Origin of the sequence: Rhodophyticola sp. CCM32 (assembly GCF_004751985.1) — a bacterium.
Classification (GTDB): Bacteria; Pseudomonadota; Alphaproteobacteria; order Rhodobacterales; family Rhodobacteraceae; genus Rhodophyticola.
Genome location: NZ_CP038492.1, coordinates 3,806,680 through 3,821,578, shown reverse-complemented (window position 1 = coordinate 3,821,578; position 14,899 = coordinate 3,806,680). Strand labels below are relative to the sequence as shown.

Annotated in this window: 11 protein-coding genes; 5 read left to right on the top strand and 6 right to left on the bottom strand. The window is 60.5% G+C overall.

Features of this window, described 5'->3' with window-relative positions; all coding sequences use genetic code 11:
* Positions 1–9 precede the first annotated feature (9 nt).
* Together E2K80_RS18725 and E2K80_RS18720 are read right to left on the bottom strand one after the other, a co-directional pair.
* Positions 10–1,143 (bottom strand): thioesterase family protein, encoded by a 1,134-nt coding sequence (locus E2K80_RS18725; protein ID WP_135376369.1) that lies wholly within the window; start codon positions 1,141–1,143, stop codon positions 10–12.
* Positions 1,144–1,197: 54 nt separating this feature from the next.
* Positions 1,198–2,244, bottom strand: coding sequence for an aldo/keto reductase (locus tag E2K80_RS18720; protein WP_135376368.1), 1,047 nt, complete (start codon positions 2,242–2,244; stop codon positions 1,198–1,200).
* Between the two features lie 227 nt (positions 2,245–2,471).
* Here E2K80_RS18720 and E2K80_RS18715 point away from each other — a divergent pair, with 227 nt between their 5' ends.
* The 5 genes from E2K80_RS18715 (at position 2,472) to E2K80_RS18695 (ending at position 9,823) form a co-directional block, all read left to right on the top strand.
* Positions 2,472–3,686: an MFS transporter gene (locus E2K80_RS18715; protein WP_135376367.1), complete on the top strand. Its 1,215-nt coding sequence runs from the start codon at positions 2,472–2,474 to the stop codon at positions 3,684–3,686.
* A gap of 249 nt (positions 3,687–3,935) precedes the next feature.
* Positions 3,936–5,645 (top strand): methionine--tRNA ligase, encoded by a 1,710-nt coding sequence (gene metG, locus E2K80_RS18710; protein WP_135376366.1) that lies wholly within the window; start codon positions 3,936–3,938, stop codon positions 5,643–5,645.
* A 241-nt stretch (positions 5,646–5,886) separates the two neighbouring features.
* Positions 5,887–6,375: a hypothetical protein gene (locus E2K80_RS18705; protein WP_135376365.1), complete on the top strand. Its 489-nt coding sequence runs from the start codon at positions 5,887–5,889 to the stop codon at positions 6,373–6,375.
* Between the two features lie 179 nt (positions 6,376–6,554).
* Positions 6,555–7,955 carry a glycosyltransferase gene (locus E2K80_RS18700; RefSeq protein WP_135376364.1) on the top strand — a complete coding sequence of 467 codons (1,401 nt, stop codon included), beginning with the start codon at positions 6,555–6,557 and terminating at the stop codon, positions 7,953–7,955.
* Positions 7,952–9,823 carry an ABC transporter ATP-binding protein gene (locus E2K80_RS18695; RefSeq protein WP_135376363.1) on the top strand — a complete coding sequence of 624 codons (1,872 nt, stop codon included), beginning with the start codon at positions 7,952–7,954 and terminating at the stop codon, positions 9,821–9,823. Before E2K80_RS18700 ends, E2K80_RS18695 begins: the two co-directional genes overlap by 4 nt.
* 149 nt (positions 9,824–9,972) lie before the next feature.
* Here the strand turns inward: E2K80_RS18695 and E2K80_RS18690 are convergent, their stop codons facing one another.
* The 4 genes from E2K80_RS18690 to thrC form a co-directional block, all read right to left on the bottom strand.
* On the bottom strand, positions 9,973–11,373 hold the full coding sequence (locus tag E2K80_RS18690) for an FAD-binding oxidoreductase (RefSeq protein ID WP_135376362.1): 1,401 nt from the start codon (positions 11,371–11,373) through the stop codon (positions 9,973–9,975).
* Positions 11,374–11,663: 290 nt separating this feature from the next.
* Positions 11,664–12,248 (bottom strand): GNAT family N-acetyltransferase, encoded by a 585-nt coding sequence (locus E2K80_RS18685; RefSeq protein WP_135376361.1) that lies wholly within the window; start codon positions 12,246–12,248, stop codon positions 11,664–11,666.
* Positions 12,248–13,510 (bottom strand): M16 family metallopeptidase, encoded by a 1,263-nt coding sequence (locus tag E2K80_RS18680; RefSeq protein WP_135376360.1) that lies wholly within the window; start codon positions 13,508–13,510, stop codon positions 12,248–12,250. Before E2K80_RS18680 ends, E2K80_RS18685 begins: the two co-directional genes overlap by 1 nt.
* The gene (gene thrC, locus E2K80_RS18675; RefSeq protein WP_135376359.1) at positions 13,507–14,895 is read right to left on the bottom strand and encodes a threonine synthase; all 1,389 of its coding nucleotides are present in this window, start codon (positions 14,893–14,895) and stop codon (positions 13,507–13,509) included. Before thrC ends, E2K80_RS18680 begins: the two co-directional genes overlap by 4 nt.
* Positions 14,896–14,899 lie beyond the last annotated feature (4 nt).

The following is a 14,899-nucleotide window of genomic DNA, read 5'->3' as shown; positions in this document are numbered from 1 at the left end:
GGCCCGGGGTCAGCGCGGGGCGCCGATGGCCCGGCCCACCCCCTCAGGTTCGGGCAGGGCGGCATGGGCTCCGGCCGCGGCGGTCAGAACCGCGCCCACATCCGCACGCGGCAGCGCCGGCCGTCTTATGGTCAGGTCCATATGCAGCAGCATCTGTTCACATGTGGCCGCCAGCCCTGCCCTGCTTTGCATTTCATGCCACAGATGCAGATGTTTGCCCGCCGCATCCAGCACCCGTGTGGTCACCGTGATCCGGTCACCGATATCAACCTCCCCCAGATGGCGGATATGGGTTTCGACGGTGAACACGCTGTGCCCTTCAGTCACGCAATTGGCATCCATGCCCGCCCAAAGCAGTAACCGGTCACAGGCATTGGAAAAGGCGGTCAGGTAATGGGCTTCATTCATATGCCCGTTATAGTCCACCCAGTCAGGCGGCACCTGCCGGTCCAGCGTCACCGGCGGGGTGGCCAGATCCGGCATCTGCGGCGCCAGGGACACCTCGTGATCGGCAAGACCCGCGCCCAGACCCGGTTCGCGGCGCAATTTCAGGGCGCGCAGGACCGCAACAACCGTGTCAGGGTCATCGCCCGGCAACATCTCTGCCAGCCCGTCTGCATCCAGAACCATTCCGATTGAGTGCAGAACCTCCCCCGCACGCATCAGAAACTCAGGCGGTGTCGCCGGGCCACCCTCGATCTTTACCTGCGGAAACAGCCAGACCGGCATCCGGCCCGCCATCGACAGAATCTGTGCAGGTCGCGGTGCGCAGCCCTGCAAATCCTCCACCCCCAATGTGTACGACGCGGCGGCAATCACCACCTCGGGGCCGATGCTGGCCTGTACCGCCTGATACATCTTGCGCTTCAGGGCCAAGCGGTCGGGCAACCCGTCCTGCACCCAGTCTGCCCCGGTCACAGCCTTGGTCAGGCTGTCAGGATAGGTGACTGTGCCCGCAGGTGGCAGCGCCACATCGTATAGCGCAGGCAGGGCGGCACGCGCCGCCGCAAGTGCCTCTTCCACCCGCGCATCGGCACCGGGTTCAGGGTCGAAGACCCGAACATCCCATCCCATCAGCACAAAGCGCGCCGCCCAGGCACAGCCGCGCGTACCGGCGCCCAAAAGCGCCATCTGACCTGTCATGCTTACCCCCCTGTCGCGTGACGTGCCGACACCATAACGTCGCCGCAACCGGGCTCAATAGGGCATCGGAATCGCGCGATGGGTGGTGTTGATTTCGGCCAACACGTCATCTGACAGAACCACATCCAGCCCCTTGAGAATATGCTGTAACTGGTTTGTCGTTGTGGCCCCGAAAATCGAGGATACCGGGAAAGGCCGCTGCACCGTGAAGGCCAGGGCCATATGAACCATGTCCAGCCCGTGGCGGTCGGCGATTTTCTGATAGGCGTCCACGGCCTGAAACGCCCGGTCGGTTTTCCGCCCGCCCAGATTTTCGACCAGCGACATGCGGGACCCCGCAGGGATAGCGCCCTGCTGGTATTTCCCGGTCAGAAGCCCGGCTGCCAGGGGCGAAAACGCCAGAAGGGTCAGGGCCTCATTGACCGCCAGTTCCGCAAGATCACTGTCATAATGACGGCAAAGCAGCGAGTATTCATTCTGAATGGACGCGATCCGCGGCAGGCCCCTTTCCTCGCTGAGACGCAGCCATTGCGCGGCCCCCCAGGCACTGTCATTCGAAAGCGCCAGATGGCCCAGCTTGCCCGCCGTCACCAGAGTTTCCGCCGCCTCCAGTATCTCGACCATATGGGCCAGGGTCACCGCCTTGTCCTGGCCCGAGGGGTCATAGTCCCAGATCTGGCGGAAATGGAAGCTGCCGCGATTGGGCCAATGCATCTGATAGATGTCGATCCGGTCGGTTTTCAACCGTGTCAAAGACCCCTCAAACGCCTTCAGAAAGCTGGCCCCGGTGATGTCCTGTCCGGGGCGAACAAATACCTCGTTCCGGCCGCTGACCTTGGTGGCCAGAACCAGATCATCACGCCGGGCAGGGTTTGCGGCGATCCAGTTGCCAAGGATCTTTTCGGTATGGCCGACGGTTTCGGCCCGCACCGGGTTGACCGGATACATCTCCGCCGTATCGACGATGTTGATCCCCGCCTCCAACGCCATATCCATCTGCCGGTGCGCGTCGGTTTCCGGCGTCTGGTTGCCCCAGGTCATCGTGCCCAGACAGAACTGGCTGATTTGGGTCTTGCTCTGGCCCAGAGGGATATATTTCATCGGCGGGATTTCCTTTCAAAGCGCATCGGCTGAATGTTGAGGCACATTCACGGTTTGGACCCAGAAGTAACCGCTACTGCGTCAGGGACAAGCGCAATCCAAGGGTCCGGCCTGCTCTCGCCCTGTTACCGATCTGTGCGGTTTGCGACATGGGAAAGGGCGCAAACCGCACAGACCGCCGGACGGGCGGCATGCGAGGGTGCCCCTATGTTGCACATACCGGTTCCATGCGCCTGATTCTGTCTTTCACCGCCCTTTTCCTTTCCATCATCCTTCTGCAACTCAGTTCCGGCGGCGTCGGTCCGCTTGATGTGCTGTCGGGCAGCGAACTGGGCTTTTCCCATGGCCAGATCGGTCTGCTTGGTTCTGCCCATTTTCTGGGTTTCTTCATCGGCTGCTGGTGGGCCCCGCGCCTGATGGGGTCAGTGGGCCATTCCCGCGCCTTCGCTGCCTTCACCGCCACCGGGGCGATTGGCCTTCTGGCCCATATGCTGGTTATGGATGCCTATGCCTGGGCATTGATGCGCGTCGCCTCGGGCCTGTGTATCGCGGGGTGCTACACGGTGATCGAGGCCTGGCTGCAATCGAAGGTGACCAATGCCACGCGAGGGCGCGCCATGGGCACCTACCGGATGGTCGATACCGGCGGCTCGCTGGTGGCGCAGCTTCTGATCGGGGTGCTGGCTCCGGCCTCCTATGTCTCGTATAATCTGCTGGCGATCCTGTGCTGCGCGGCCCTTCTGCCGCTGACACTGACCCGGATGTCGCAACCTGAAACCCCATCAGCGCCGCGCCTGAAACCAAGCCTTGCCTGGCATCTGTCGCCGCTTGCCGTGGCCGGCGTCATCGTCTCTGGCATCAGCAGCGCAGGCTTCCGCATGGTCGGCCCGCTTTACGGGCAGGAGGTCGGGCTGGCAGCCAGCCAGATCGGGTATTTCCTGGCCGCCTTCGTACTTGGCGGGGCGTTGGTGCAACTGCCCGCAGGCTGGCTGGCTGATCGCTATGACCGCCGTTGGGTTCTGATCGGGGCCTCCGGCGCGGCAATCCTTGCCAGCGGCGTAACACTTGTGCTGGCCAGTCAGGGCACCATTGCGATTTTCACCGCCGCACTGCTGTTCGGCGGGCTGACTTTTCCGATCTATTCGATCTCGGCGGCCCATGCCCATGACTGGGCCGATGACAGCCAGCGGGTCGAGCTCTCCGCTGCGCTGATGTTCTTCTATGCGGTCGGGGCGATTGTCGCGCCTTTGGTCAGTTCCGCCCTGATCACCGCATTCGGCCCCCCGGCCCTGTTCGTCTTCATCGCCGCAGGCCATCTGGGGCTGGTCCTGTTCGGGCTGATCCGTATGCGCCGCCGGGCCAGTGCGGGAACCCGCAACCCCTATATCTGGATCCCCCGCACCTCGTTTCAGGCCGGGCGTATCTTTCGCCGTCCCCGCTAGGACCAGACCAGAATTCTGCACCACATATGCATTGCACAGAGGGCATCGTCTGAGCCGAGGGGTGGGCGAGAAGCGCCCGCCCCGTGGGGGCGGTACGGGCGCTGCCCGGCGGGCGTAAGGATGATGTGGGGTCTTTCAGAATTTCAGTCCGAATCTATAGGGCCATAACCCTGGAGTTTTCTGCCACTGGTCCTTGCACCGGCCTTGGGCTAAACCCGGCCCGAACAGACCGACAAGGCAGGTACGACGATGGCGCGCACCCTCATCACCTCGGCGATCCCCTATATCAACGGGATCAAACATCTGGGCAATCTGATCGGCAGCCAGTTGCCCGCCGATCTCTATGCCCGATACCTGCGCGCCCGGGGGCAGGAGGTGCTGTTTCTCTGCGCCACGGATGAACATGGCACACCGGCAGAACTCGCCGCTGCAAAGGCGGGCAAACCCGTGGCGGAATACTGCGCCGAGATGTGGGAAGTTCAGGCCGCGCTGGCCGAGGGGTTCCGCCTGTCCTTCGATCATTTCGGACGGTCCTCAAGCCCGCAGAACCACCGCCTGACCCAGCATTTCGCAGGCCGTCTGGCCGAGGCCGGGCTGATCGAGGAGGTTTCGGAAAAGCAGGTCTATTCCAACGCCGATGGCCGATTTCTGCCTGATCGCTATATCGAGGGCACCTGCCCCAATTGCGGCTATGACAAGGCGCGCGGCGACCAGTGCGAGAACTGCACCAAACAGCTTGACCCGACCGATCTGATCGACCCGCACAGCGCGATTTCCGGCTCCACCGATCTGGAGGTGCGCGAAACCAAGCACCTGTATCTGCGCCAATCCGCCCTGCGCGATCAGTTGGGCGACTGGATCGACAGCAAGAGCGACTGGCCGATCCTGACCACCTCGATTGCGAAGAAATGGCTGACCGATGGCGACGGGTTGCAGGACCGGGGCATCACCCGCGATCTGGACTGGGGCATTCCGGTCAAACGCGGCGATGCGGACTGGCCGGGGATGGAAGGCAAGGTGTTCTATGTCTGGTTCGATGCGCCGATCGAATACATCGCCTGCGCCGGGGAATGGGTCGATGCAGGCAAGGGCACCGATTGGGAATGCTGGTGGCGGACGGACAAGGGGGCGGATGACGTGCGCTATGTCCAGTTCATGGGCAAGGACAATGTGCCGTTCCACACGCTCAGCTTTCCGGCCACGATCATCGGTTCGGGCGAGCCCTGGAAGCTGGTGGATTACATCAAATCCTTCAACTACCTGAATTATGATGGCGGGCAGTTCAGCACCTCTCAGGGGCGCGGCGTGTTCATGGACCAGGCGCTGGAGATCCTGCCCCCCGATTACTGGCGCTGGTGGCTTTTGAGCCATGCCCCCGAAACCTCGGACAGTGAGTTCACCTGGGAAGCCTTCCAGCAGGATGTGAACAAGGATCTGGCCGATGTGCTGGGCAATTTCGTCAGCCGCGTCACCAAATTCTGCCGCTCGAAATTCGGCGAGACCGTACCAGAGGGGGGAAGCTATGGCCCGCAGGAAGAGGCCCTGATCGCCGATCTGCAGGCCCGTCTGACCGCCTATCAGGCCCATATGGATGCCATCGACATCCGCAAGGCAACGGCAGAGCTGCGCGCGATCTGGGTGCTGGGCAATGAATATCTGCAATCCGCCGCCCCCTGGACCGCTTTCAAGACCGAGCCGGAGCGCGCCGCCGCGATCACCCGGCTGGCCCTGAACCTGATCCCGCTTTACGCTACGCTTTCAGCCCCTTTCATCCCCGATGCCGCGGCCAGAATGCTGGAGGCGATGGGGGCGGCAGCGGCCTGGCCCGAGGAGACCGGCGCGGCCCTGACCACGCTACCGGCGGGCCACGCCTTCACCGTGCCGGAGGTGTTGTTCTCGAAAATCACCGATGAGGCCCGCGAAGACTGGCAAACCCGGTTTGCGGGGGTGCGAACCTGATCTGAGCATGCGAGAGATCGCAGAGGTCGGGAGCGAGGGGCCAGCCCCTCGCGCTCCCCGGGATGTTTGTGAAGCAGAGAAGCCAGAGGGGCATGGTACGCCACCTTAAATCTGGACCGCCAATCCCTGCCCTGCAGCAAAACGACCGCAGAATGCATTCTGGAATGTGTTCAAGAACGTTCTGGCAGCAGTACCAGCGGCATGTATTCTTCATGCGCAGCAGATACATAGGAGATATGCAATGGCAAATGCTCAGAATACTCTACTTGCTCATGAATCAGCAGACGCCCTCACAGATGGGAATGCGATTGATCATAACGAAGCTGCGCAACTGATGGAAACCATCGCGACGTATCAAATGGACCACGTTGTGACTAAATATGCCGCAGAATTCGATGTACCACAGCCTCTTGCAAAAGAGCACGAGACCGAGCTGAAACGCTACTTTCAGCTGGCCGCGCTGAACCCGACATTCGATTATGGCATGGCATGGCAGGTCCGGTCGATGACCTTTGGCATACATTCATCTTGTTTACCAAGGACTACCAGTGTTTCTGCCATGATGTCGTCGGGCGCTTTCTTCATCACTACCCTGACAGAATGTATAATGGGGAAGTTCAGGGGGAAAACGTTCAAACCAATGATACCATGGAGTGGTACGCAAGGTTTCTGCACGACTATGCAATGCTGTTCGGTCAGGCGGCGCCGGCTCATATCTGGCCACCCGTGAAGGAATGGGGCAACGTGGTCGGCTCGTTGTGCCGCGTTTGCGGCACGGATCCTTCCCCTACTGATCCGGATCCGGGTCCGACCCCCGTCTAGGCTCAACACTCCAGACACGGCCCGACGGGTATCGCTTACGTCCTGCCCATCGGGTCGTATTGGCCATCGCCTTCAGACGCTGGTGTTTTGGATCTGGCAAGCGTGAAAAGCTCTGAAAAGGAGGCGCTCATTAGGATCATCGTCATTGGAAAGTTTCCGCCATTGCAAGGCGGGGTCAGCACGTTGGTTTGGAGATCAGCCACTTTGGCGGTAGAGGCGGGCCACAAGGTGGAAATCGTCACAAATTCAGCAAAGTCTGTGCCAAGCAATATGATTGGGCTGGGTTGCGATGCCAGAACGATGCCCGGGTTGCGGGTTCATCAGATCGCCCAGATTCCAGAGCGTTCATTCATACCGTGGGCGAGGCCGGATCACAGCCAACTTGTCGGCAAGGCACTGTCCCTGACTGCGACCGAAAAATGTGATCTCTTGGTAGGATGGTACTTTGAGCCTTACGCCGTAGCCGCTGCATCTGTAGCCCTTTTGCGAAATATACCCCTGGCGGTCCTGCATGCAGGCAGCGACGTTGGGCGCCTCACCAGGTATGAAGAGCTAAGCGCGACGTACAAATCAGTCATTTCGAAAGCAGATTATGTGATTGTCAGCGGGGACGCAGCACAGCAAAAACTTAAGCACCTTGGTTTGAAGGACAGGCAGGTCGTGGACTGCGGCTCCCTGCCGGTTGTTCAACAAAAGAAGCTGCCAAGCTCGGCAAAAAGAGAGGTGAGCGTGGCGGATTTCATCCAAAAACATCTTGGCCCCACAATAGGTTCCAAAAGCTGGGTGCGCCGGACTTACGCGTCATGTGATACCGCTCTTCAAGATGCGATTCTGGCACAGCGCCCCAGTCAGAATCTATTGTCAGAAGATACGCCAATTATTGCAATGTTTGGAAAGATTCATCCAGCCAAAGGGTTTGAGGCTCTGCTTGCCGCTGCTGATCAGCTTGACCCTGACAGACACGGACAATTCCGTTTGATGCTCAATCTGTCAGGAGATGAGGATAGGGTTCTGACGCTGCTTAACCTGCTGTCCTCACGATATCCGCGCCTTGCGAAAAGAACGGTTTTATGCCCGATAGCCCACCCAGCACTGATGCCGGAATTGCTTGGCGCGTGTAGTATCGTCTGCATTCTTGACAGTGGCTTCGGTATCGTACCGCATCAGCCCCGGATGGCCCGCGAAGCCCTGAGCGCCGGAGCAGCAGTTGTCGCAACTGTGGAAAGCATCTCGAAATCACAAATCGGGAAATATATGCAGCATGAACTCAACTGCATGATCGTCGATGTCGCATCAGATGCCGCTGATCTTGCAGGATGTATGGGCAAGCTGCTGCAAGACAGAGAGACACTGCGACGCTTGCAAATCTCTGGCCGGGCGTTGTCGGCAGTCGTTGAACGCAGCGCCGACCCGCGCGGGCCACTTCTGGCGTTGATAAACGCGGCGAAAGCCCGCGACTTTCAAAGTAAAAGCCGTGCGCTGACATGACCGATATCAGCACCAACAAATCTGCCAACGCAGTGATGAAAGCGGATACACCAGACGATCTGAAGCGTTTGACCTATCTGATCAAATTATGTTGGCTATCACTCGAGCCCCCTAGCAGGCTTCTCTTGCTCGGCGTCATCGGCTTGGTCCTTGTCACATCCTATGGCGCCACACTCGCACCCCTGTTGTTTGCCCGCTTCATTGATGCCTTGTCGCTGGACATTGGGTTTACAGCAGGAGCCGGAGTTCTGATCGCAAGCTTTCTTATCGCCTACTGGCTGTCATATCTCGGTCGTGAGGTTTTGTGGATTACGGCTGGCCCTGTTCAGCAACGCATACAGCGCCGTGCGAATGCCGCTTTCTTTGCGCAGGCAATGGCGCTGCCATTCGACGAACACCTGAAGACGTCAATCGGTGGACTGAACGAAAGACTGGTGCAAGCGCAAAACGGCCTGAACCAGATCATCTTTTCAGCTTTGGTTGATCTGCTGCCGACCGTGGTTTTGACCCTGTTCATTCTGCTCAATAGCCTCTTGTTCCTTCCGGGGTATGTGTTTGTGATCCTCAGTGTCACCATCATCATCTACCTCACAGCACTGGTGGTTGGGGCTGAACGTGTGCGCCGCCATCAACGGGCCGCACAGAAAGAGCTGGTTGCGGCCCGCGAACTGCAGGGGGATGCCTTTCTTGGAATCGAGGCGGTAAAGGCATTCGGACAAGAGGCTGAAGTTGCCACACGCTATGAAGCCCGATTGCAGGGTGCAGAAAATCGTTTTCGGCGCTTCCTGTTCGTTCGCTTCTGGCTAGGCGCGGCACAGGTGACTATTGCGACCTTTGGCATGGCTATAGCGCTTGGGTTTGGCATCTTACAAATCGCCAGCGGGGATCTATCCATTGGCACACTTGTTTTGATCCAGATGTATTTCGTGCAGACGATCGCCCCGCTTCAGGGACTCAGCCTGCACTACCGCAACATCAAGTCAGGCCTTACAATGCTGGATGGCGTGGCCGAGCTGTTTGGTGAAGACAACCTGGAGCCGCAGTTGCCGGGGGATCCGGTGGCATCCAGACCTGTGATGCCGCAAGCAACATCCAGTCGCAGCAAAGACACGGCAAGACTGATTGAAATGGCACATGTCTCGGTCAGGCGAAATGGTCGCACGCTTCTTGATGATGTCAGCCTGTCTATCGACCGGGGGGAAACTATTGCCTTTGTTGGGCCAACCGGCTCGGGCAAATCTACTGTCGTTCGCCTGCTCCTGCATCTGCTAGCGCCAGACACAGGAACAATATCGCTTGATGGACAAGATAGTGATGCCGTGCCGCTGGATCAGTGGCGGACGCGCATTACGCTTGTTCCCCAAGACATCGTGCTTTTCACTGATACAATCGCAGCAAACTTGCGCTTTGGCGCAAAAGCGGCATCGGAAGACGACCTTGAAAGGGTGCTGGGCATGTGCAACCTTGACGGGCTGGTGTCCCGTGTGCCGGATGGGTTGCAAACGCATATCGGAAATCGTGGTCAAATGCTGTCTGGAGGCGAACGCCAGCGCATTGGCATTGCACGCGCAGTACTTCGTAATCCCGACATCATTGTTCTAGACGAGGCGACATCTGCACTGGATCGGACAACCGAGCGTGAAGTACTGGATGACCTGCACCGTTTGATGCCGGATGTTACCAAGATCATCGTAACGCATCGGATAGAAGCGGTCAGAGCAGCTGATCGCATCTATGTCTTTGAAGCAGGCCGGATTGTCGAGGCGGGCAATCATGCCGCCCTGTCCAAAGAGCAAGGATTATACCGCTCATTGGTGGATGGCGAACGCCTGCAACCTGATCCGGATTCAAGTCGCAACCGAAGTTGATAGATGCGCAAGCACGCATACGAGGAGAAAATGGAGGCAATACTCTACGCATAATCCTCGGGGGGGCCGGGGGCAGACAGCCCCGGCGGATCGTGGCCGCAGGTCGTGAAACCCGTCTTTACAGCGTTTCAACATATAATCGAAACGCTTTACCCGCCCCGCAACACCGCGCCCGGGTTCATGATCCCTTTGGGGTCCAGCGCGGCCTTGATCGCACGCATGGCGGTCAGTTTGGCCGGGTCGCCATAGCGTTCCAGATCACCCAGTTTCAAACGCCCGATCCCGTGCTCGGCCGAGATCGAGCCACCCATCTCATGGACCAGATCATGGATACAGGTCTTGATCGCATCCCGTTCATGTTCATGCTCGGCGCGGCTGCGGCCTTTCTGCGGGAAGACATTGTAATGCAGATTGCCATCGCCCAGATGGCCGAAACAGTTGATCCTGTAGGCCCCGATCTTTGCCAGCCGTCCGGGCGCCGTGGCAATGAAATCCGGGATCGCGGCAATCGGCACGGCGATATCATGGCTTGAGATCGAACCGATCCGTCGGTTCGCCTCGGGGATGTTTTCGCGCAAGGCCCAGAAATCCTGCCGCTGGCCTTCGGATTGGGCCACCAGACCGTCACTGACCAGCCCCGCCTCGAACGCCTCGGCAAACACGGTTTCCAATGCGTCCATAGGGTTTTGCCCGGCGCTCAGGCCCAGATCAATCAGGCACATCCAATCGGGCGCATCGGCGAAAGGCGGGCGCAGGGCCGGGCCCATTTCGGCCAGAAACTCCAGCCCCATCCGGCCAATGATCTCGAAGGCCGACACCCCGTCGCCCAGGCGTTTCTGCGTCAGGTGCAGCAGGTCCAGCGCCGCCGCCGGGTGCGGCACGACCATCAGCGCCGCGCCCGTGGCCGCCGGTTGCGGGAACAGGCGCAGACTGGCCGCGGTGATCACCCCCAATGTCCCCTCGGCCCCGATCAGCAGATGCCGCAGGTCATAGCCGGTATTGTTCTTCCTCAGCGGTGACAGGCCCCGCATGACAGAACCATCGGGCAGCACAGCCTCCAATCCCAGGCAAAGATCGCGGGCAGAGCCGTAGCGGATCACATTCACCCCGCCCGCATTGGTTGACAGCAACCCGCCGATCCGGGCCGAACCCTGGGAGGCCAGGGTCAGCGGAAAGATCAGCCCTTCCGCCTTGGCAGCCGTGTGAATATCGGCCAGAATCGCGCCGGCCTCCACCACCATCGTGGCGCCCAGCCGATCCATCACGCGAATGGCGCGCATCCGTTCCAGCGACAGAATGACGGGCGGTGGGCCGTCGCTGGCCACCTGCCCGCCAACCAGCCCGGTTCCACCACCGTAAGGTACGACAGGTGTGCTACTTTCGCCGCAGGCGCGGATGATCACCGCAACCTCTTCGGATGTGCCGGGCGCCAGAACCGCAAGGACCTGCCCGGCATAACGCCCGCGCGGTTCTTCCAGATAGCGCGGTTCGATATCCCGGAACGCGGCTTCGGGCAGCTTGGATCGCAGGGAGGTCAGAAGGTCTGTCATGATCGCCAATCTAGAGTGAAATCGTTTTAGTCTGCAACATCGCTCATCAAAATTCGCGTTCGAGATCAGCATCTTGCTGACCCGGAGGCCGTGAATTTTGATACAGATTAAACGATTTCTGCTTGAAAGTGGTTTGCCCATGATCTGAATCGAAAAACGCCATGGGTCGCGGGGTGCCGGTATCGGTATTCAGGCCCGGGGCAAGCCCGGAATGCCCAACCCCGGGGCTACGCCCGTTCGAGGCTCAAAAGCTCCACTGGAGCTTTTGCCGGGCAAGCCCGGAATGCCTCTCACCCCACATCGGTGCGGCCGCGGCGGTCATTGCGCAGATTGGCGTATAGCACATGGTTCCGCCAGCGCCCGTTGATCTGAAGATAGCTTTGCGCCACGCCTTCATATTTGAAGCCGGATCGTTCAAGCACCCCGCGCGATGCGACATTCTCGGGCAGGCAGGCGGCCTCCACCCGGCTCAGATCCAGCGCGCGAAACGCGTGATGGACCACCGCCAGAATCGCCTCGCGCATATAGCCCTGCCGCGCATGGGCCTGCCCGATCCAATACCCAAGCGTACCGGCCTGTGCCGGACCCCGGCGGATATTATCAAGCGTGATCGCCCCGATCAGCAGATCATCGGCACGCCGGACCATGAACAGCGGCATCGCCGAGCCCTGACTGACAGCCCGCTGCGCCCAGTAGACCCGGTTGGTGAAGCTTTTCCGGGTCAGATGATCGCCTGCCCAGGACGGTTCCCACGGTTGCAGGAACTGGGCCGAGCCATGGCGCAGCCCCGTCCAGGGCCGGAAATCCGAATGCTGCGGCAGGCGCAGGGTCATCCGCTCGGTCTCGATCTTCGGTCTGCGTTTGCGGGCGAGCATCAGGCGGCCAGACGCTCCGTCAATCTGGTGAGATCCGGGGCCGCCGAAACCGGGCCGTAAAGCGCCATTGCCGCCTGTTCAGCCCCGGCCAGATCAACGCCAAAGGCGCGTAGACCGGTCAGATTGACCGCATCGATCCGGGCGATGGTTTCCTCCAGAGGCGGCACCCGGTTCCAGATCGCCACAAGCCGGGCCAGACGTTCGGCCCGCGACGACGGGCTTTCCAGCCCCATCAGCATCCCCGCCTTCATCTGCGCCCGGGCACGGTCCAGCTCGGCCTGGCTCATATCGCCTGCCGCACGTTTGATCTCATCCATCGTCAGATGGGCCAGTTCGGGCAGATCATCCGCCCCGGTCCCGGCATAGATCGTCATCATGCCGGTATCGTCATAGCTGCCGACCTGGGCATAGATCGTATAGCACAGGCCGCGCCGTTCACGGATTTCCTGAAACAGGCGCGAGGACATGCCGCCGCCAAGCGCGGTTGCATAAATCTGCGCAGTATAGATGTCGTCAGAGCGGTAATCGGGTGCCTCAAGCGCCAGGGTGAAATGTGCCTGTTCAAGAGGTTTGACCTCACGCCGTTCCCCGCCCGCAAAACGACCCGGTTCCGCCCGGGCCTGCCCGGAGGGGGACAGATGGCCAAACGCGGCCTCGGCCAGGCGGATGATCTGATCATGATCCACCGCACCGGCGGCAGAGAGGATCAACTGCCCCGGCCCGTAATGTTCTGCCACGAACCCGGTCAGATCGCGCTGGCCAAAGCCGCGCACCCGTTCGGCCGGGCCAAGGATGGTGCGGCCAAGGGCCTGCGCGGGGTAGGCCACCTCTTGCAGCCAGTCAAAGATCACATCATCCGGGGTATCGGCTGCCTGCCCGATTTCCTGCAGGATCACCCCGCGCTCCACCTCGATCTCATGAGGGTCGAAAACCGGGTTCAGCACGATATCGGCGATCAGATCCAGGGCCAGCGGCACATCATCTTTCAAAACGCGGGCGTAATAGGCCGTGGTCTCGCGGCTGGTATAGGCGTTGATATAGCCGCCCACATCCTCGATCTCCTCGGCGATCTGAAGCGCGCTGCGTCGGGCCGTGCCCTTGAACGCCATATGTTCCAGGAAATGGGCGATGCCGTTCTGTTCCACCCGTTCATGCCGGCCGCCGACATTGACCCAAAGGCCAAGCGCGGCCGATTGCAGGCCCGGCATATGTTCGGTAACGATCCGCAAACCGTTGGGCAGGGTGTGCAGCTCAACGCTCATGCCATGACCTCGTCACGGATCAGCGTTTCCAGCGCGGCAAGGTCATTTTCGACCCGGGTCACCCGTTCGGGCCGGTCAAACAGATCGGCCATGCGCGCAGGCAAGGGCGGGCGGATGCCCGATGCCGCGGCGACCGCATCGGGGAATTTCGCCGGATGCGCGGTGGCCAGCGTGATCATCGGTGGTGTTCCAAGATGATCCTGCGCGACCTGCACACCTACCGCCGAATGCGGGCACAACAACTCCCCATATTCCGCCTGCGCACGGGCGATCATGGCCGAGGTTTCGGCCTCGGACACCCGGCCCGAGGCGAAAAGATCCCGCAAATGGCCAAGCGCGCCCTGAGAGATATGGAAACCGCCGCCGGTCTTCAGCTCTGCCATCAGTTGCGCCACCGCCGCGCCATCCCGGTCATAGGCGTCAAACAATGCGCGTTCAAAATTGGAACTGACCTGAATATCCATCGACGGGCTGATCGAGGGTGTGACCCCTTTGGTAACGTAATCACCCGATGCCAGCGCCCGGTGCAGAATGTCGTTCTGATTGGTGGCAACCACCAGCTTTTCGATCGGAAGCCCCATACGCCGGGCAATATAGCCCGCGAAAATATCGCCGAAATTGCCCGTGGGCACGGTAAAGCTGACCGGGCGATGCGGCGCGCCAAGGGATACCGCCGCCGTGAAGTAATACACCACCTGCGCCAGAACCCGCGCCCAGTTGATCGAATTCACCCCGGCCAGTTTCACCCCGTCGCGAAACGCGAAATCATTGAACATGTCTTTCAGCCGCGCCTGACAATCATCAAAATCACCGGTCAGGGCCAGGGCATGGGTGTTGGCCTCGGCCACGGTGGTCATCTGGCGGCGCTGCACCTCGGACACGCGGCCATGGGGGTAGAGGATGAACACCTCGACCGCATCCAGGCCCCGGAATGCCTCCATCGCGGCGGAACCGGTATCGCCCGAGGTCGCACCCACAATCGTCACACGATCCCCGCGCCGGCTCAGCGCCTGCTGAAACAGCTGGCCGATCAGCTGCATGGCGAAATCCTTGAAGGCCAGCGTCGGCCCGTGGAACAGTTCCAGCAGGAAATGATTGGGCTGAAGCTGAACAAGGGGGGCGCGGGCGGCATGGCCGAACCCCGCATAGGCGCGCGCAATGCAATCGGCAAAATCCGCATCGGTGAATGTGTCCCCCACAAAGGGCCGCATCACCCGAAACGCGACCTCTTCATAAGACAGCCCCGCCAGCGCGGCGATATCGCCCGCAGGCATCACCGGCACCTCGGCGGGCACATAGAGGCCTCCGTCACGCGCCAGCCCGGTCAGCATCGCCTCTTCAAAGCTCAAGACCGGGGCCTGACCCCGGGTCGATACATACTGCATATTG